Consider the following 19,014-nt stretch of genomic DNA (forward strand, 5'->3'; position numbering starts at 1 on the left):
TCAATACATATAGCGGTTCATAAAGCGAAGCTGGTCGAACTTTTGCACGGACTCAGGATCGACGCGATTGCCTATACGGGCCATCAAACAATTGGCAGGATGGGAACTGATTTCGGGATCATCGGTGGCATAATACTCCAGCCCGCCCGCTTGCATCATTTTCTCCATTATTTTTCGGTACTCCCAGACGTTCAAACCAGTGCCCTTCAAATCCCAGTGCCAATAATATTCCGTAGTGATCACGATGAAATCTTCAAACGTGTCATCCATCATGGATACTTTCAGCAGGGATTTGCCGACACCGCTGCCGCGAAACTTGGGAATGACTTCGATTGCTCCGAGTTCTATAAGATTTTCCATTTTTCCTTCCGACCATCTTTCAAGAGGATCGGGGTATAGGAAAGTGACGTAACCAACGATCATGTTTTGATCACGGGCAATTAAAATCCGTCCTTCCGGCAAATCAGCAATTTCAACGATGGCTTTATGCTGCTGGGACGGCTGGCGAAAAGCCACAAGGTCTTCATGAAATTCAAGCGCTTTTAATTCATTCGATGGAATGGGCCCTTCAATGACAATCGGACCGTGTTTTGTTTTTAACTCCATGGCATTATAAGTCTTCTTATGTTCCATACTTTCACCGCCTATTGGGTACAATTAGGTATATTATACATGAAAAGGAATTATAGTACCAAAATTCATTTGAAAAAGTGGGCATTTTCTAAAAAGTTAAAATTGTTCGCATTCAATTGTCAGAATGTTGTAGAATGAAAGAGAATCAATGCGAAAGGATGATTGGGATGAAAGTGGAAACTATACCAGCAACACAAGGGGAGCATCACCTACATAATTATGAAGAAGTGGCTTCAGCATTTGATTGGGCTGAAGTGGAGAAGGAATTCAGTTGGCATCAGACGGGCAAAGTGAATATGGCCTATGAAGCGATTGACCGCCACGCTGAATCCGATCGCAAAAACAAAGTGGCTCTTTACTATAAAGACCAGAACAGACATGAAGCCTACACGTTTTATGAAATGAAGCGGATGACAAACCGGGCCGCTAATTTATTGAAAGTGCATTCGGACTTGGAAAAAGGAGATCGTATGTTCATTTTTATGCCGCGTTCACCTGAGTTATATTTTGCGATGTTCGGCGCTTTAAAAATGGGGCTGATTGTCGGGCCATTGTTTGAAGCGTTCATGGAAGGCGCAATTTATGACCGTTTGGATGACAGTGACGCAAAGGCAATCATTACAACGCCGGAATTGCTTCCGCGTGTGCCATATGACCGCCTGCCGAATTTGAAGACGATTTTCCTGGTCGGGGAAAACATCGAAGAAGACAGCCAAACAGTGGATTTCCTGAAGCACCTTAACGGATCTTCCGACAAGTTTGAGATAGAGTGGCTGGATAAAGAAGACGGGCTTGTGCTGCATTATACATCTGGGTCCACGGGCAAACCAAAAGGCGTTTTGCATGCCCAGTATGCAATGGTCCAGCAATATCAGACTGCGAAATGGGTACTGGATTTGAAAGAACAGGACATATACTGGTGCACAGCAGACCCAGGCTGGGTGACGGGAACAGCTTACGGAGTATTTGCACCATGGCTGACGGGAACTACTACGCTTATTTTAGGCGGACGTTTCTCGCCGGAAGGCTGGTATAAAGCAATCGAAGATTTTGGTGTAACGGTCTGGTACAGTGCGCCAACCGCTTTCCGTATGCTGATGGGCGCCGGTGACGCCTTGGTGAAAGAATTCGATTTGTCTACATTGCGCCATGTATTATCAGTCGGAGAACCATTGAATCCGGAAGTGGTGCGATGGGGTGTTCAAGTATTTGATAAACGAATCCATGATACATGGTGGATGACTGAAACAGGAGCTCAAACCATCTGTAATTACCCGTCCATGGCCATTAAGCCGGGATCGATGGGGAAACCGGTTCCAGGCATTAAAGTAGCCATTGTAGATGATCAAGGGAATGAGCTGCCTCCAAATCAAATGGGGAACTTAGCAATTGAAAAAGGATGGCCATCCATGATGCGCCAAATCTGGAATAACCCTGCAAAATACGAATCATATTTCTTAAAAGACCAATGGTATGTATCGGGTGATTCGGCATATATGGATGAGGAAGGGTATTTCTGGTTCCAGGGCCGGGTGGATGATGTCATCATGACGTCAGGCGAGCGCGTAGGCCCATTTGAAGTGGAAAGCAAATTGCTTGAGCATCCGGCTGTTGCGGAAGCAGGGGTCATCGGGAAACCGGATCCGGTGCGAGGGGAAATCATCAAGGCTTTTGTCGCATTGAATGAAGGCTATGAGCCATCTGAGGAGTTAACCCAGGATATTCAGCAATTCGTTAAAAAAGGGCTTGCTGCACATGCGGCGCCAAAAGAAATCGAATTTAAAGACAAGCTGCCAAAAACACGCAGCGGAAAAATTATGCGCCGCGTCTTGAAAGCGTGGGAATTAGATTTGCCGACAGGTGATTTATCGACTATGGAAGATTAATAAGCTAATTGAAAAGTCCTCAGCTGAGAATTCAGCTGAGGACTTTTTTTGTGGATCGAGTTGTTGCATGTGCTTACGGTTCTGTAGGTTCTTCTGGTTCCGTTGGTTCTGCAGGTTCTGCAGGTTCGTCTGCTGGATCTTCAGGCTCTTCGGGTTCCGTCGGTTCTTCCGGCGTTTCCGTCGGTTCCTCAGGCTCCGCTGGTTCTTCCGGCGTTTCTTCAGGTTCGTCTGCCGGTGGAGTATCAGGTTTTTCTTTTTCCGTATCTTTTTCTTTTTCCTTTTTCGGAGCAGGCTTTGGCTTCGCTTCTGCGACACTTACCGTATTGGATGCCGAAGATTGCTTGCCGGTTATATCAACCGCGACGACATAATAGCTGCCGGATCCCGGAACTTTGAATGAATTTCTGCGGGATTCGGAAATGGAAGCCAATGATCCGCCGCCGCTTCTATAGACGCGGTACCCAACAATGTCACTGGAAGGAGAATCGCTCCATGTGATGGTTGTGCCACTAATGCTGGCGCTGACGCTTGCTGGGGCGACTCCGTCATGTTTCAATGAAGCTCCGGAAACAACTTTAGAAAATCTTGAATCTCCAGGAAACAGCTTGCTGGCATCTCCGCCGAACGGTGCAAGCATCCGGTCGATAAAGGCTTGCGACACGCCTGAACCGCCGCTCGTTACAAATTCTCTTGGTGTGCTGTCAAGTGCTAAATAACGGCTGCCGTCAACAGTTGTATAAGAACCTGATGTTAAGCTGTCGTCCGCTTTCTTTGGCACCATGACATTTTTATTGAACAAATCAGATGCTACAAGGCTGCCTGACGAACAGCCTCCACCCGGCGCAAGTCCGGAAATGCTGCAGAATGAACGGGTCACGACACCTTCTGGAGCTTTGAATGTTTCTTTTGTCCCGATCAAGTCAGGATTTGTTTCGTATGCCGTGTTCATCAAGCTGGCCCATAGCTGATTGGCGCGGGTAGAGGGCTGGATATTGGTATTTCTGAAATTATCAAGTGAATATTTTTCTTGATCATAACCAAGCCAAACACTCATCGTCACATTCGGATTGTAGCCGACTAACCAGACATCTCTTGTTTCCTGAGTTGTACCGGTCTTGCCGGCAAAATCAGCTTCAAATTCCAGTAATCCATTCGCGCGGTTTGCGGTACCTCTGTCTGTTTCAAATACATCGCGGAGCATATCTGTCACAATATAAGCAGTTTGAGGTGTGTAAACTTCTTTTTCTTCCGCTTTATGTTCATACAGCACATTGCCGTCCGCATCTTCAATTCGTTGAATCATAAATGGTTCTATTTTTTTGCCGCCATTGGCAAGTGTGGCATAACCGCTTGTCAGTTCTTCAACTGAACCTTCAATACCGCCTCCGAGAGCAGCAGAAGCATTGTAATTTTCACTTTCAACTACTTTCGAGAAGCCTGCATTGATCAAATAGTTGATCGGCATTTTCTCTTTAATCTGGCCATACAAGCGAAGGGCAGGCAAGTTCTGTGACTGCGCCAAGGCATCGCGCGCTGGCATAATGCCTTGTTCGCTGGTCGGGATGAAGTTAGCCGGTTCCCATGCTTTTCCGTTGTCATTTACTTTAAATTTCACGTCGACAACCGGACTGCCGGCTCCGATTGCGCCAAATTCAATAGCTGGTCCGTAAACCAGCAAAGGCTTAACCGTAGAACCGATTGAACGATAGGCTTGTGTAGCATGGTTCAACTTTTCTATATCATGGTCACGTCCGCCGACAAAGCTTAAGATCCGGCCGGTTTTGTTTTCAATCGTCATACTGCCGACCTGGACCGGAAGTTCTTTCATTTCTTCTTCGCCTTCTTTATTGACCGATGCTACTGTAAGGGTAGTTCCATACTTATTATATGCATTTTTCGCTTTTTCTTGTGCGTCGTACATTTCTTTGTTAATGGTTGAGTGAATCCGGTAACCGTTTGAACGGACAGCCCGGTCAGCCAGAATAGCATACTCTTCGTATAGCTTATCATTTTCTTTTAGAGATGCCGGATCGATGCCGTCTTTTTCAGCAAGCACATCCATTATGAGGCGCGACGCCCGTTTTTCCAATTCAACAGTGATATACGGATATTTTTCATAGGAACGCTGTTCGTCTGTACGGAAATCTTTTACGATATCGTAAGCAAGTGCCTGGTTATATTCGTCTTCCGTGATATAGCCAGTTTCTTTCATTCGGAACAGAACGGTTTTCATCCGGTCAATTCCCGGCTGCAATCCTTCGGGCTCTTTCAAATCCCCGGTTGAAGAATAAGGTGTATAGCGGAAAGGAGCTTTTGGAATTCCGGCAATAAATGCCGCTTGAGGCAGGTTCAGTTCACTTGCCGGAACGTTGAAAATGCCATTGGCTGCTGTTTCAATTCCGGCAATATTTGCTCCGGAAGAATTTCGGCCGTAAGGAATGATATTCAGATAAGCTTCCATGATTTCGTCTTTTGTCATGAATTTCTCAAGCCGCATGGCAAGCAGAATTTCTTTTGCTTTCCGTTCGTAGGAAACTTCATTCGTTAAAATCTGGTTTTTAATAAGCTGCTGGGTCAATGTAGAGCCGCCTGTTTGGCTATCCGAGTTTGATACATCTTGGAACAGTCCGCGAAGAATGGCTTTTGGCACAATTCCATCATGTTCCAGAAAATACTCGTCTTCTGTAGCAAGAACGGCGTCAAGCGCTTTTTTTGAAACCTTATCCAGCTGGGTTTCTTTCCGTTCCAAGTCGGTGCGGATTTTTCCGATATAAACATCATTATCGAAAAACATCTCGGACGTTTCTTCATAGCTGTAGATTTCACCGCGCATTTCATCAGGGGTCCGAAGTTTTTCTTCGTCCACCAAAGATGCGAAATATCCGGCTCCTACTGAAGCGGCAAAAACCCCGCCGGCTACCAGTATAATGGCCAGCAAAAGGGCCAAGTTCCAAAAGACGCCAGTGGTGATGCTTAGCCTTTTATACCACTTTGCGGAGGTCCATCTATTTAAAGTTTCTTCAGTTTGCCTGAGAACGTTTTTTATCTTTTCTTGCACTGTAATCCTCCTCCTAAATCTGGCTTTATTATAGCATATTCTCTTTATTGCAACGAAAAAGATTGACAATGTGTGAGATTAAAGTAAACTAACTAATATATTTTCATATTCAAACGAAGAAGAGTCCGAAGTAGGGCGTGCGAGCTTTGTCAAGAGAGCCGGTGGATGGTGCGAACCGGTCAAAACGCAGCGGCTGAATTACAGGCTTGGAGTTTACGGAAGTGCCCCGTATGGCACATTAGAGTCGGGAGAATCTGTTTCTCCAAGCTGGGTGGTACCGCGCAAAAGCGTCCCTGCATGAATTTCATGCAGGGACTTTTTTTATTGTCCAGACCCAGCACACAGCCTCTTGGGCTTGTGTGAGTGTTAGTGCTTTTTTATTTTATAGAGGAGGAATTGGAATGGGTAACGAATTGATTAAGGATTTAAAATGGAGAGGTTTGCTGTACCAGCAAACAGACGAAGAAGGAATGGAAAAACTGCTTGATGAACAGAAAATTTCTTTGTACTGCGGAGTGGATCCTACTGCTGACAGCATGCATATTGGGCATATCGTGCCGCTGCTGACGCTGCGCCGTTTCCAGATGCACGGCCATCAGCCGATTTTGCTGGTTGGAGGGGCTACTGGAATGATCGGAGATCCTTCCGGCCGCAACGAAGAACGCCAGCTTCAATCTACTGAACAGATTGATAAAAACGTAGAAGCGATCAAAGTGCAAATGGAACAGATTTTCGACTTTGAGTCAGAAAATGGGGCACGCATGGTCAACAACCGGGATTGGATCGGCGAAATGAGCGTGATTGAGTTTTTACGCGATTTCGGAAAACTGATTTCGGTTAATTACATGCTGGCGAAAGAATCAGTGGCGTCCCGTTTGGAAAGCGGCATTTCGTTTACTGAGTTTACGTACACACTGATCCAGGCGATCGACTTCAACCACTTGTACGACCATTACAATTGCCGCATCCAAATCGGCGGCTCTGACCAATGGGGCAATATTACTTCAGGGCTTGAAGTGATCCGCAAAACCCATGATGAAGAATCTAAAGCATTCGGCATTACGATTCCACTGGTAACAAAAGCGGACGGTACAAAATTCGGGAAATCGGCCGGTGGCGCAGTTTGGCTTGATGCCAAAAAGACATCACCGTACGAGTTTTACCAGTTCTGGATCAATACCGCGGATGCCGACGTTATTAAATACTTGAAAATCTTCACATTCATCAGCCGCGACGAAATCGAAGTGCTTGAAAAAGCTGTGGAAGCAGAAGCACATCTGCGCCAAGCCCAAACGGTTCTTGCAGAAGAGATGACCAAACTCATCCACGGAGAACAAGCGCTTGAAGACGCGCAGCGTATTACCAAAGCATTATTCAGCGGTGACTTGAAAGCCTTATCGGCCGAAGAGATGAAAGCGGCGTTCAAAGATGTCCCTTCTGTTGAAATGGTGAAAGAACCCAAAAGCATTGTTGATTTGATCGTTGAGGCGGGGATTACTTCTTCAAAACGCCAGGCCAGAGAAGACGTGACGAACGGGGCGATTTCAGTGAACGGAGAGAAAGTGACCGACCTGGAATATGTCGTAGATGAAAAAGACCGTTTGGAAGATGCCTTTGCCATTGTACGGCGCGGCAAGAAAAAATATCATATGGTACAGTTTCAATAAAACTTAATGGAGATAGTAAAAAGCCGGGATTTTTCCCGGCTTTTTTTAATTCACTTTTATAGGAAAAGCAAAACTTCGGCTGCTTTGTTCCCAGCTGGCATAAAAATGATAGACATAGATGCCGGGTTCGCTTGGTGCGGTGATTCTGCCTTTTTCAAATAAAGCTTCAGCGGTTTCTGTTTCGCTAGTCCAAACTTCAATAGATAAGCTTTCCGATAAAGGTTCTTTGGTGAATGACAAAGTGATTTTCGACTGAGCATCGACTTCTGCCAAGGCTTTCTGATGTCCTTGTTCCCATGGAGAAGCGTAGCCCATGTCGACGCATTCGGATTTTAAGAAGCTGTCCCAGCAGTAAGATCCAGCGGTTGCCTGTATATTTCTGGTGCCGATTTTGACAGCTGGAAATGGAGGTGAAGCAAAATAAGTAAAGCCGGTGACTAATAAAACTAAAGTAATGAGGATTGAAAAGTTCCTGATAATGGGAATCCCTCCTTAAGTCTTTCAGAAGTAGACTGGAATGAACAGGAAAAGTTACAGCAATCTGTATGAAGCGGCTGTCTCATGACAGTCATTTAACATGAGCATTAATTCGGGGAACCTTTCTGGCTGATAGATTAAAGTCATCGACAGAAGCTCTAAAGATACAACAATGTCGTGCCGGTAACATTCGTATTACATCTGTTTTAAATATAGCACGGAGTCATGCCTGCCATGTTTAAAAGAAAGACCTCAGGGTATTTTGAAGTTGTAGGATAGCTTTGAGTCACCAAAAACTGAGGAGGCGTTACGGAATGTCAAAAGTAGTTGGTTCTTACCATTCTGAAAATGAAGCAATCAGTGCGATTGAAGATCTTAAAAGAAAAGGGTATCGTTCTGAAGATATCTCAGTTCTCAGCAAAGACAAAAAAGAAATCGATAATGTAACAGGAGAAACCGGCACCCATGCAGGAGAAGGCGCGGCAACAGGAGCAGTAACGGGAGGTGCGCTTGGCGGCCTTGGCGGAGTCCTTGCTGGAATCGGAGCCTTGGCTATACCTGGCATTGGCCCGATCGTAGCGGCAGGCCCAATTGTGGCCGGGTTAACTGGAGCGGCAGCGGGCGCTGGCGTCGGCGGTCTTGCTGGTGGTTTGATCGGCATGGGGATTCCGGAAGATGAGGCGCAGGAATACGAAACCCAGTTTAATGAAGGCCGGATTTTAGTTTTAGTGGATGATAACAGCAGCGCAATTCTTGACCACAATGATCGTGATGCGTTCATTAGCGGCAGTGACTCGCGAACCGGCGTCACGCGTGAAACATATATTAGCGACCAAACCGATACTAGATTAGAAAGAGATTCAATTATAAATAATGATCGCGATTCACGTCTTGGAAATGACCGGGACTCCTTTACCAGCACAAGCGGAAGAGATGCAGATATAGGCTCGACCAAAGATGCATTTACAAGTGACTCAGATTCTGGGATTACCCGCGAAACGTATACCAGTGATCGAGATGCAGATACCGGACTGATCAGAGACAGCACTGCGTTAAATCATAATCAGGATCCATTGATCGGCAGTGAGCGCAGCACCACAACAAGAGGCGATAAAAGCTCACCATTAGGCAGTGACAGTAATGCCGATCTAGAAGATGATTTAGGCGGACCGAATAAAAGAGGTCAGGCAGGATTGTAATTTAAAATATAGAAGATAAAATGCGCAGCCCGATACTTGGGCTGCGCATTTAGCTTGTTGAGAAAATTGAAATTTGTATTAGGTATCATCCCTTAACCGATATTCCGCCAACCAGCTGCGAAGCCATTGGCCGAAGCTACTTCGGACGATGGCTTTGCGACGAGCTTGCGCAGGAGCACATGTTTTGTGGCCGAGGTTTGTGAGGCCACGTCTTTGCGATGAAGCAGCGAAACGATGCAGGAGCAGCGCACTTTCATGTCTCGAAGCTAACGAAGCGATGCAGAGACAGTACGGTTTTCGCCGCTGTTTGGCTTCATATCTAGAAAGCGGGTACAAACAATAGAGAGCTTCCGAATCTGCTCCCTATTCCAGAGAAACTCTAAAGGTGTCAAACGGAAGCTGAATGCAGCGGAAGGCGGCGACTCCTGTGGGAAAAGTGTGAGTCCTGAGACCCCGCAGGGAGCGGCAGCGAGCGAGGAGGCTTAGGGCCACACCCCACGGAAAGCGTCCGCCCTGGAGCGAAATGAAAGAAGAGAATAAGAGTTTCTCGACAGCCTGAATGCGCAGCCCGGTACCCGGGCTGCGCATTTTATATGGAGTTGAAAGGTGCCAAATCATTTTTCTATGCTTGCTTTTCAAGTATGAACTTCGGCAATTCCATGTCTTCGAACAATTCAGGATGAATTAGTTTGCCTAGACGGATTGCTCCTTCAATCAGCCGCGGAGAAGGGCGGCAATACAGCTCTTCTTTCATGATATGGATTTCTTCATAAGCGTTCATCGAATTCCAACCGGGCCTTTTCCGGACTAACTCTGGTTTTACTTTAGATGTCATAATGCCAACCCAGGCAAGAAGGATGTAATCGGGGTTCCGTTGCAATACATCTTCCCAGTCGGTTTGGAAGTTAGCCGATGGAACGTCATCAAACACATTGCGGGCCCCAGTAATCTCACTGATTTCGGTCAGCCAATTGACGCTGCCAGGCGTGAAAACGGGTTTCGGCCACCATTCCCAATAAAGTGATGGGCGGTTTTTGGCCAGTGACGAGCGGTTTTTGATTTCCCCGATGATTGAAAGAAATTCAGCGTGTACGGGTTGAGCGTCGATTCCGCATGCATTGCCTACAGCCAGCATGTCATGGCCGATTTCAGAGAGCGATTGTGGATTCAAGACCAAATGAGGAATTTTCCGTCGAACCAGCTCGTCTACGTTTTTTTCCATCCCCGGCACACTGAGTGAGGCAAGCACCAGATCCGGCTTTAATGCTTCCAGCTCATCCATCCGAATAGACAAATCAGGTCCAAGCCTCGGCAGACTTGTCACGTGATTCGGCCAGTCAGAATAATCGTCGATCCCCACCAGTAAATGTTCCGCGCCAATGAAAGCAAGGACCTCAGTATTGCTGGGACAAATTGAAATGATTCTCATGAGTTGCACCTCCGCTTTTTTACAGTTTACCATAGCGGGATTTAGAACCAAAATAGACAAGGCTTTAACATTTCTGTTAAATTGGAACATATTGAAATAGTTGTTATGAAAGAATGCATGAGAGTGAACAATGTATTATCATTGTTAAAAGTATAACTTATCGGCAGACTGCAAAAGATCTTGGAAAGTTAAAATTCTGGATGAACGTGTGGGCTGAAGCAGGAGGAAAAGAATGTTGAAAAATCAGGAGTTATATGAATATTTACGTAGACGCACTTGGGAAATGACGGAGTATTGGTATGAAACGCTGGATAAAAACAAGGGGGGAGTTTATAGCACGAACAACCCTGATGAAATCGAAAATCTTAAACGCCAAAATCATGATTTTCATGTGCGGTTTTGTTCAATGTTTTCAAAAGAGCAAGATGATTTTTTTAAGGATTTTCAGGAATGGATTGAGGAAATCGCAACAGATGACGCTCATTTAGCAACACCAATCGTCGTCGTCATTGAAGAATTTTTCCGCACACAGCAGCAATACCTTGAAATTATTGCGGAATATGCCTCCCGTCACAAAGAACAAGTCAGTTTCGATGAGTTGAACCAATGGAATCTTGGAGTGGTCCGAGCCATCGGCAAAGTGATCCTGGAATTTACTTCTCAGAATGCGAAAGTGGCACAAGAACGGCTGCAAGCTCAACAGCAAATGATTGTTGAAATGAGTGCACCTGTTATTTTATTGACAAAAAGTTCCGGTTTTCTTCCTCTTGTAGGAGAAATCACTACACACCGTGCACAGATCATTTTTGAGAAAACGTTGAAACAATGTTCGAAACACAATCTTGAAAGATTGGTGATTGATTTGTCAGGTGTGCCGATTATCGACACGATGGTTGCCCAGCAAGTTTTCCAGCTGATCAGCGGTTTGAACATCATCGGAGTGAAAGCGGCATTATCCGGCATAAGCCCAGTGATTGCCCAGACCGCTGTGCATTTAGGCATTAAGTTTACAGATATTGAAGTGTATAATTCGTTGGCTCAGGCGTTGAAAGTGAATCAAAATGAACTTGTTAAATAATGTAATGAGAGAGAAGGGTTGAAGAAAGTGCTCCAACGCATTTTCATGTTTCGAAGTTAGCGAAGCAATACAGAAGCAGGGGGACGTTTTCTGCGTGAGACATCCCAAACCTGCAGACCGCAGTTTTCCACTTCTATCAATCATCTCGAATATCAAAACCTCCTAAACGATTGAATCGTTTAGGAGGTTTTGCAGGTTAATCGTAGAAAACAAAAACATTGTAGGACAGTCAAAACTTTTTTGTTCATCTAACAGAATATTATGATTCAAGATTCCTGAAAAGCATAGGTTTGGATTATCGGTATTATGTGCTTTAAGTTTATGGCCTAGTGCAGGAGTTTGGCGGGATAAGCAATACTGAAGCCACAAAAGAATGTAAGTCTTTATAGTCAGGAGGTCTGTCACTTTTTGAAAGAAAATCATATGAAAAGCCACCTGAATGTATATTAGGTGGCTTAACTAATGATATTTTCTATATGCAATTAATAAAGTTATTGAATCCCAAAGTCCTCAGCGAAAAGCATTTTTGTGTCAACGAGTACATCTTCTGCATTTTCATCTAGGTTGAATACCCGTGCACCGCGCAGCCTGTCGTTTTCTTCGCCCCCAAGGCCATAGCTTCCAAATCCAGTACTTCCTGCGTAGCCCAATTTGATTCCGTAATAGTCCCCAACAAATGTGTTGATGTGGTCATGACCAGAGAAGACGCCTTTCACATCGCCTCTTTCCAGCATAGCTGCAAACATACCGCTGTTAAAAGGACCTGTGCATACACATTCGTTCTTTTCACCTACGATATTATGTTTTTCTACTGCTTTCTGATGGCTTTCTTCTGTTCTGTCGGATGGACTTGCATACCACATGTTTTCGAATTCAGGCAGTGGAATATGCATGAATGCCAGTGATGGAACTTTATGTCCAGTTGTTTGCTCCAGTTTTTTTGACGTTTCAGAGTACCACTCAACTTGATCGTGGCGGAGCCAATCCCATGTTTGGTAACCATCAAAATTCTGTCCTGCAACTTCGTCTGGAGCATATCTGCCGCTATCAAATAGCCAGATGTTAAAGGCTGGATCTGTATTCTTGGAGTTATTGATAACCAGGTTTGTATTGCCAGTTCCAGTAACATCCTTAGGTCCCGGCTTGTTTACATTGTGTTCATAAGACATATAAATTTCGAGCATGTCCGTTTCATCCAAACCGGTCTTAGGTGTATGGTCTTCATCATGATTACCAAAAGTAACTGCCCATTGGATGCCTCTATCTTCCATCGGCTGTGCAATGGTGTCCAAGGCTTGTTTCACTTCTTCAGCAGTATCAATCTCAGCAGTAAGCATGTCACCATTTAATATGGCTATATCCGGGTTTTGATCATCAAGCACCGTGTTCATCAATTCGATCGTGCGGGAATCGACATCTTCGTCGTCCTGGATATCGTTAAATTGTACAATCTTATACTTGCCATCAGAGTTAAATTGCAATTTTTCATTCTCATTGCCCTTTCCTTGAACGGAGAAAGTGGTGAAGTTGGTAGTAACTAAAATTACCGCACATACAATGATGATTATTCCGGTTAATGATTTTAATTTCATAAAATACACTCCTTTTCTAAGATGTAGTTAAACTATAAGACATAAGTATTAAACCTATGTTAATTTACTATATTGTCTTTGTGAATAAAGGCAGTATATCCAGTTTACAGATTTTAAAATTAAAAAAAGAGCGGAAGAAGAGGGAGTTATATTGTAAGCTGCCCAACAGTGTGAGTGATCCTAAACTGAACAAATACTTGAAATCCAAAAACCACAGATATAGACGGGAAGATAATACGGCATGAGGGTAAGATTGTGAGCATTGATTTGAAGTCCCGAATACTCACATATGAAGATCCGTTTAAGCAGCGACACTTAATTATCGATGAAATGGTATCAGTAAATATGATTAATTAGAAAAAACGCCTGACCTGATGAAAGGTTTGGCGTTTTTTTGTATGATGAGCGCCTGTCCACTTATTATTTGCCCCCCCAAAAAAGAACGATCTAGTCCGATGTATTACGAAAAGTAGGTAAATAGAAAAAACCCTGAAAGTCCTTGATTTAACAAGGTTTTCAGGGTTTTAAATACTATTGTTTACTAAGCACTTTTATTAACGTGAGTAGTACTCAACGATCAACTGTTCGCTGATTTCAGCAGACAATTCGCTGCGCTCTGGGTAGCGTACAAAAGTACCTACTTTAGTGTCAGCATCGATTGATACATATTCAGGTACAAAGTTGCTTACTTCGATTGCTTCGTTTACTATATCAAGGTTGTTTGATTTTTCACGGAAAGCGATTGTTTGTCCTGGTTTTACGCTGAATGACGGAATGTCAACGCGTTTGCCATCAACAAGAATGTGTCCGTGGTTTACCAATTGACGAGCTTGGCGGCGAGTGCGCGCAAGACCTAAACGATAAACAACGTTATCAAGGCGAGCTTCAAGCAAGATCATGAAGTTTTCACCGTGTTTACCTGGCATTTTGCCGGCTTTGTTGAATAAAGTTTTGAATTGGCGTTCGTTAACCCCAAACATGAAACGAAGTTTTTGTTTTTCTTGAAGTTGCAAACCGTACTCAGAAACTTTTCTGCGTTGGTTAGCACCGTGTTGACCTGGTGCGTAAGGGCGTTTTTCTAATTCTTTACCTGTTCCGCTAAGAGATACTCCTAGACGACGGGACAGTTTCCATGCTGGACCTGTATAACGAGACATATATGTCTCCTCCTCTGTTTTTGGTTTTTGAAGTAAAATAAAAACCAGATGCATTCATGCTGTAAGCCATTTTATATTCTTGTACCTTCGCCCTGCAGCCATGAGTTACGCGATACACCTACTGTAGAGGAATAAAATGGACGGACACGCACATACAACTGCTGCGATTATTTTACACAAACTATAGTATAACCGGATAGCCAATCAAAAGTCAATAGTTATACCCAGCTTCAAGAAAAGGCAGCTTTCCTTTTTTTACTATTCAAGGTAAAATGAAATTAGATGGAATGTAAGCGCTTTCTATTTTGGCTAAGGGGTGTATAACTATGGATGAAAAAACGATTAATTTGGAGACGGCAGTAATTCATAAGGGGTATAAAAGTTCACTTCATCATGACAGCTTAGCGACTCCGCTTTATCAGACTTCGACATTTTCGTTTGCGACTGCGGAAGAAGGGGAAGACCGTTTTGCCGGAACCTGTGAAGGCAATATTTATTCCCGCTTAGGAAATCCGACAGTCCGTGTATTGGAAGAACGCATGTCAGAAATTGAATACGGGGAAGGGGCACTTGCATTTGGCTCGGGGATGGCATCTGTCAGCGCGATATTGATTCACCTGACAAAAGCCGGAGACCACGTTCTTTGTTCTCGGGGGATTTACGGCTGTACCTTTGGACTTCTGGAAATGATGGAAGAGAAATATGGCATTACCCATAATTTGGTTGCCATGACTACTGAACAGGAAATTGAACAGGCATTGCGTCCAGAAACCGTATGCATTTATGTTGAAACTCCGATCAATCCGACGATGGAAATTGTGGATCTGGAAGCGGTCTGTGCAGTGGCTGCAAGGCGCGGCCTGCGTGTAGTAGTTGATAATACATTCAGCTCCCCTTATTTGCAGAATCCTTTGCAGATAGGCGCGGATTTTGTTTTGCACAGCGCTACTAAATATCTGAACGGCCATGGGGATGTGGTTGGCGGAATATTGGTCGGCAAAGATGCAGAAGAAATGCAGCGGATTCGAATGAGCGTCCAGAAAGATGTCGGAGGGATTATGTCACCATTTGATGCCTGGCTTTTGCTTCGCGGTATGAAAACTCTCCATGTCCGGATGGATCGGCACATTTCAAATACAAAGAAAGTGCTGGAGTTCTTGAAACAAGAACCGCTGGTGAAAAAGATTTATTATCCATTTGATGAAGACCATCCACAAGTGGAAATTGCAAAACGCCAGATGCGCGACGGCGGAGGGCTAATTTCATTTGAAATTGAAGGCGGCAAAAAAGAAGCACAGGCGTTTATGAACGCTTTATCGCTGATTAAGATTGCCGTCAGTCTGGGGGATGCTGAAACACTTATCCAGCATCCCGCTTCAATGACCCATGCTGTGGTTCCGCAAAAAAGCAGGGAAGCGATGGGAATTACAGAATCGCTGATGCGTTTATCGGTCGGTCTTGAACATATAGATGATTTGACGGCAGACTTGGCAGAAGCGTTTAAAACGGTAAAAGCGAAATTGCAAAAAGCATAACAAAACGCCCGGACTTCTCAAATAGAAGTCCGGGCGTTTTCATTTTTTCAAAGATGCTTCAATAATACGGTTGTAAACAGTTCCAGGCCTTCTTGGTCTTCTTTCGTAAAGCGGCTGAGTTCCGGGCTATCGATATCAAGAACACCAATCACTTCACCGTCTTTAATCAATGGAATGACAATTTCGGACTGAGAAGCTGCGTCACAGGCAATATGTCCAGGAAAAGCATGGACATCTTCAATGAGCATGGTTTTCTTTTCAGAAACCGCAGTTCCGCAAACCCCTTTGCCTACCTGGATCCGGACACATGCCGGAAGACCCTGGAATGGACCGAGTACAAGTTCGCCATCTTCCATTAAATAAAAACCGACCCAATTGATCCGTTCTAAAAATTGGTTCAACAATGCGGAAGCGTTGCTTAAATTAGCGATGGTATTAGTTTCACCTTCCAACAGAGCATCTAACTGCTTTCCAAGCAGCGTGTATTGTTCTATGCTTGTACCGCTGTAACTTGTTTGAGTGAACATGATAGGCCTCATTTCGTATTATGATTGGCATGGACAAGAATTCCATGCCTTGAAGATTATATCGGTATTGGTGCTTTTTTAATTATAAAGTTTGTCGTAATGCTTATGCAAGCCATTGACGCTATGGGCATCTGAACCGAACACCAGCGGAATACGAAGAGATTCGGCAACAGGGATGAAGTTTGCCGGCGGATAAGATTCCAGGCAATCCGGCTTGGAATAGCCGGCGCCATTCAAGTCCATTTCATAGCCGGCTTTAGCGATTTTTTCAAGGACGCCATGTATGCGGCGGGAATCATCGATTTTTTCCCCATGAGCCAGCTGGAATTTATGGACGAGCGTCGGATGGCCGATTCTTTTTGGTTTAAACTGGCCAAGATTAGCTGCAATCGAAGCTTCTACAGTATCGTAGTATAGATCGTAGACGTTTTGAACCGAGCCGGCTTTTTGAGCAAGCTGCATAAAAACTTCACTGCTGTAATCCATGCAAAGATACTCATCGTTTACTCTAAGGAAATGAACGGATAAAATAGAATCATCGAGAGAGGATCCGTATTCTTCAAGGAAAGAACGGGTTTCTGATTCATGGCCAATGATATAATCCACTTCCAATCCGACTCGAATGAGAATATCCTGTTTGTATGCATCTTTTGCTTGTCGTATGGCGTCCAAATAAGGGAGCATATTCTCCAAAGTCATCCCGCTGTCTTTTTCAGGAGTCGGATCCATGAAAGAAGAGGGGAGGGGAGCGTGTTCGGTAAAGGAAATATCACCAAAACCGGATTCAATCGCTTTTTCTATGTAGGCATTCAGCTTGTCTTTAGTGCCATGAGGACAAAAAGGAGTGTGGATATGTCCATCTCTTTTCATAAAAACACCAGCTTTCTTTCAAAGTTTGAAAATATTTCTTTCATTTATTCTATTTTCACGAACAAAAGAGTAGAATACATGTTAAAATAGTAGAATCATGTAAAACATTTATATAGAATAGGAAATGTGATTTTGAACAGGGGGCTATATGACTTATGATGAAGTATATCATCATTGCGGTCATCATTCTATTAGCGGTAATTATCGTCGGCTTTTTGTTTCGCAAGAAGCATAACGCGGAAATTGAACGCTTGGAACAATTAAAACTGCAAATACAAAACAAACCGATACTCGAAGAATTGACAAAAGTAAAACAATTGAACATGAACGGCCAGACCGAAGAAATGTTCGAGCGCTGGCGTGACATATGGACGGAAATTATGGATGTACATATTCCGAAAATTGATGCTTCCCTCTTTGATGCAGAAGATGCGATTGACCGCTTCAGATTCGGAAAAGCTTCAAAGATTGAAAATGACGTCGAAGTCCGCATCGATGATGTCGACCGGCAGATGAATGAAATCTTAAGTGAACTTGAAGAATTAATCGGCAGTGAAGAAAAAAACCGCAGCGAAATGGATATGATGAGAGACCATTACCGCCTGGCACGGAAAAACTTATTGGCTCATCAGCATTCGTATGGAGCGGCGGCTGTTCCTCTTGAAAAAAGACTGGAATCGTTCTCACCGCTATTTGCCGAATACGATCAATTGACTGAGCAAGGAAATTATTTGAAAGCTCGTGAAATTGTTATGGGCTTAGCAGATGAAGGAGATTATGTTTTCTCTTTGATCGATGACATTCCGCCGCTGTTAACGGACATCCACTCGAAAATACCGTCTTATATCAATGAACTGCGCAATGGAATCCGCGAAATGGAAAGCCAGTCTTATTATTTGAACCACTTGGAATTGACGGACCAATTAGATGACATGGAGCAAGAGCTGGTTGTGATGAAACAGAATATTGCGGAACTGAATGTCGCGGAGACAAAAGAAAAAGCCGAAGCGATGAAAGAGCGCATTGATTCGTTTTACGAACTGCTTGAAAAAGAAGTTAAAGCAAAGCATTATGTGGATCAGCATAAAGCAGAAACATCGCGCCATCTGGAACTGATTACACGTGATACTCGTGATATGTATGATGAGTGCGTAGTGGTCCAGCAAAGTTATAAAATTCCGGACAGCGATGCAGCGATTCCTAAAGCATGTCTGCAAACTTTGGAAGATTTGCAGCAGCGATTCGATTTACTTAAATCCCGTTCTGAAGAAAAACATGCTGCATATTCCAGTCTCGAAGAAGAACTGTTAATCATCCAGGAAGAGCTGGCAAAAATCGATGTCATTCAGCATGACTTCACAAGCTCGCTGAAGAGCCTGCGAATTGATGAAATTGAAGCCCGCACTAGAGTGGAAGACTTGAAGCGCCAATTGCAGGAAACTGACAGAATGCTGTATAAAGCCAATGTACCAGGCATTCCAGAAGAAATGGATGTCCGGCTTGAAGAAGCGGAAGAGCATTTATTTGTTGCCATGCAAGGCTTGCAAGAAGTTCCATTAAATATGAATTTAGTTGATAATTACTTAGTGAAAGCTGAGAAAAGCATTGAAGACGTAGAAGAAAAAGCAAAAGAAATGATTGAAAACGTGCTGCTGATTGAACGCATCATCCAATACGGCAACCGCTACCGAAAAACGAATCCACAGATGCATGCCAAGTTGATGGAAGCAGAAGAATCGTTCAGACAGCTCCGGTATACGAAAGCATTAGACGAGGCAGCTACAGCAGTCGAAAGCTTTGAACCAGGTTCAATGAAACGGATTGAGGTACTGGTTAAAGAAGAGGCGTGGCGAGTTTAAAAACAAAAAGAAAACCACCAGCTCCCGTGCTGGTGGTTTTCTTTTCG

14 protein-coding genes are annotated in these 19,014 nt (G+C 44.1%); 6 read left to right on the top strand and 8 right to left on the bottom strand.

Annotated features, from left to right (window positions below):
* Positions 1 to 633, bottom strand: coding sequence for a GNAT family N-acetyltransferase (locus tag QWY16_RS06945; RefSeq protein WP_300992235.1), 633 nt, complete (start codon positions 631 to 633; stop codon positions 1 to 3).
* A 167-nt stretch (positions 634 to 800) separates the two neighbouring features.
* Between QWY16_RS06945 and acsA the strand changes: the two genes are divergently transcribed.
* The gene (gene acsA / locus QWY16_RS06950; protein WP_300992236.1) at positions 801 to 2,519 is read left to right on the top strand and encodes an acetate--CoA ligase; all 1,719 of its coding nucleotides are present in this window, start codon (positions 801 to 803) and stop codon (positions 2,517 to 2,519) included.
* 73 nt (positions 2,520 to 2,592) lie between these two features.
* On the opposite strand, the gene QWY16_RS06955 is transcribed toward acsA, so the two are convergent.
* Positions 2,593 to 5,577, bottom strand: coding sequence for a transglycosylase domain-containing protein (locus QWY16_RS06955; protein WP_300992237.1), 2,985 nt, complete (start codon positions 5,575 to 5,577; stop codon positions 2,593 to 2,595).
* 401 nt (positions 5,578 to 5,978) lie between these two features.
* Between QWY16_RS06955 and tyrS the strand changes: the two genes are divergently transcribed.
* Positions 5,979 to 7,244 carry a tyrosine--tRNA ligase gene (gene tyrS, locus QWY16_RS06960; protein ID WP_300992238.1) on the top strand — a complete coding sequence of 422 codons (1,266 nt, stop codon included), beginning with the start codon at positions 5,979 to 5,981 and terminating at the stop codon, positions 7,242 to 7,244.
* Between the two features lie 45 nt (positions 7,245 to 7,289).
* Here the strand turns inward: tyrS and QWY16_RS06965 are convergent, their stop codons facing one another.
* Positions 7,290 to 7,559, bottom strand: coding sequence for a hypothetical protein (locus QWY16_RS06965; RefSeq protein ID WP_300992239.1), 270 nt, complete (start codon positions 7,557 to 7,559; stop codon positions 7,290 to 7,292).
* A 476-nt stretch (positions 7,560 to 8,035) separates the two neighbouring features.
* On the opposite strand from QWY16_RS06965, the gene QWY16_RS06970 reads away from it, so the two are divergent.
* Positions 8,036 to 8,920, top strand: coding sequence for a YflT domain-containing protein (locus QWY16_RS06970; RefSeq protein WP_300992240.1), 885 nt, complete (start codon positions 8,036 to 8,038; stop codon positions 8,918 to 8,920).
* A 622-nt stretch (positions 8,921 to 9,542) separates the two neighbouring features.
* On the opposite strand, the gene QWY16_RS06975 is transcribed toward QWY16_RS06970, so the two are convergent.
* Positions 9,543 to 10,349, bottom strand: coding sequence for a cobalamin-binding protein (locus QWY16_RS06975; RefSeq protein ID WP_300992241.1), 807 nt, complete (start codon positions 10,347 to 10,349; stop codon positions 9,543 to 9,545).
* Positions 10,350 to 10,581: 232 nt separating this feature from the next.
* Here QWY16_RS06975 and QWY16_RS06980 point away from each other — a divergent pair, with 232 nt between their 5' ends.
* Positions 10,582 to 11,427, top strand: coding sequence for an STAS domain-containing protein (locus tag QWY16_RS06980; RefSeq protein ID WP_300992242.1), 846 nt, complete (start codon positions 10,582 to 10,584; stop codon positions 11,425 to 11,427).
* A gap of 491 nt (positions 11,428 to 11,918) precedes the next feature.
* Here QWY16_RS06980 and QWY16_RS06985 read toward each other — a convergent pair whose 3' ends face one another.
* Both QWY16_RS06985 and rpsD read right to left on the bottom strand, forming a co-directional pair.
* Positions 11,919 to 13,019: a metallophosphoesterase family protein gene (locus QWY16_RS06985; RefSeq protein WP_300992243.1), complete on the bottom strand. Its 1,101-nt coding sequence runs from the start codon at positions 13,017 to 13,019 to the stop codon at positions 11,919 to 11,921.
* 554 nt (positions 13,020 to 13,573) lie between these two features.
* Positions 13,574 to 14,176 carry a 30S ribosomal protein S4 gene (rpsD, locus tag QWY16_RS06990; RefSeq protein ID WP_300992244.1) on the bottom strand — a complete coding sequence of 201 codons (603 nt, stop codon included), beginning with the start codon at positions 14,174 to 14,176 and terminating at the stop codon, positions 13,574 to 13,576.
* Between the two features lie 326 nt (positions 14,177 to 14,502).
* On the opposite strand from rpsD, the gene megL reads away from it, so the two are divergent.
* Entirely contained in the window at positions 14,503 to 15,711 is a 1,209-nt protein-coding gene (megL, locus tag QWY16_RS06995) for a methionine gamma-lyase (protein WP_300992245.1), read from the top strand.
* Between the two features lie 47 nt (positions 15,712 to 15,758).
* On the opposite strand, the gene QWY16_RS07000 is transcribed toward megL, so the two are convergent.
* Together QWY16_RS07000 and hisJ are read right to left on the bottom strand one after the other, a co-directional pair.
* Positions 15,759 to 16,238: a GAF domain-containing protein gene (locus QWY16_RS07000; RefSeq protein WP_300992246.1), complete on the bottom strand. Its 480-nt coding sequence runs from the start codon at positions 16,236 to 16,238 to the stop codon at positions 15,759 to 15,761.
* Positions 16,239 to 16,316: 78 nt separating this feature from the next.
* On the bottom strand, positions 16,317 to 17,108 hold the full coding sequence (gene hisJ / locus QWY16_RS07005) for a histidinol-phosphatase HisJ (protein WP_300992247.1): 792 nt from the start codon (positions 17,106 to 17,108) through the stop codon (positions 16,317 to 16,319).
* Between the two features lie 155 nt (positions 17,109 to 17,263).
* Here hisJ and ezrA point away from each other — a divergent pair, with 155 nt between their 5' ends.
* Positions 17,264 to 18,967, top strand: coding sequence for a septation ring formation regulator EzrA (ezrA, locus tag QWY16_RS07010; protein ID WP_300992248.1), 1,704 nt, complete (start codon positions 17,264 to 17,266; stop codon positions 18,965 to 18,967).
* Positions 18,968 to 19,014: the final 47 nt, after the last annotated feature.

Source organism: Planococcus shenhongbingii, assembly GCF_030413635.1.
Taxonomy (GTDB): Bacteria; Bacillota; Bacilli; order Bacillales_A; family Planococcaceae; genus Planococcus; species Planococcus shenhongbingii.

Bases quoted from the DNA above. Each gene is read 5' to 3' on its own strand.
- QWY16_RS06945 (WP_300992235.1), bottom strand. From the start codon at position 633: ATGGAACATAAGAAGACTTATAATGCCATGGAGTTAAAAACAAAACAC.
- acsA (WP_300992236.1), top strand. From the start codon at position 801: ATGAAAGTGGAAACTATACCAGCAACACAAGGGGAGCATCACCTACAT.
- tyrS (WP_300992238.1), top strand. From the start codon at position 5,979: ATGGGTAACGAATTGATTAAGGATTTAAAATGGAGAGGTTTGCTGTAC.
- QWY16_RS06965 (WP_300992239.1), bottom strand. From the start codon at position 7,559: ATGGGCTACGCTTCTCCATGGGAACAAGGACATCAGAAAGCCTTGGCA.
- QWY16_RS06970 (WP_300992240.1), top strand. From the start codon at position 8,036: ATGTCAAAAGTAGTTGGTTCTTACCATTCTGAAAATGAAGCAATCAGT.
- QWY16_RS06975 (WP_300992241.1), bottom strand. From the start codon at position 10,349: ATGAGAATCATTTCAATTTGTCCCAGCAATACTGAGGTCCTTGCTTTC.
- QWY16_RS06980 (WP_300992242.1), top strand. From the start codon at position 10,582: ATGTTGAAAAATCAGGAGTTATATGAATATTTACGTAGACGCACTTGG.
- QWY16_RS06985 (WP_300992243.1), bottom strand. From the start codon at position 13,019: ATGAAATTAAAATCATTAACCGGAATAATCATCATTGTATGTGCGGTA.
- rpsD (WP_300992244.1), bottom strand. From the start codon at position 14,176: ATGTCTCGTTATACAGGTCCAGCATGGAAACTGTCCCGTCGTCTAGGA.
- megL (WP_300992245.1), top strand. From the start codon at position 14,503: ATGGATGAAAAAACGATTAATTTGGAGACGGCAGTAATTCATAAGGGG.
- QWY16_RS07000 (WP_300992246.1), bottom strand. From the start codon at position 16,238: ATGTTCACTCAAACAAGTTACAGCGGTACAAGCATAGAACAATACACG.
- hisJ (WP_300992247.1), bottom strand. From the start codon at position 17,108: ATGAAAAGAGATGGACATATCCACACTCCTTTTTGTCCTCATGGCACT.
- ezrA (WP_300992248.1), top strand. From the start codon at position 17,264: ATGATGAAGTATATCATCATTGCGGTCATCATTCTATTAGCGGTAATT.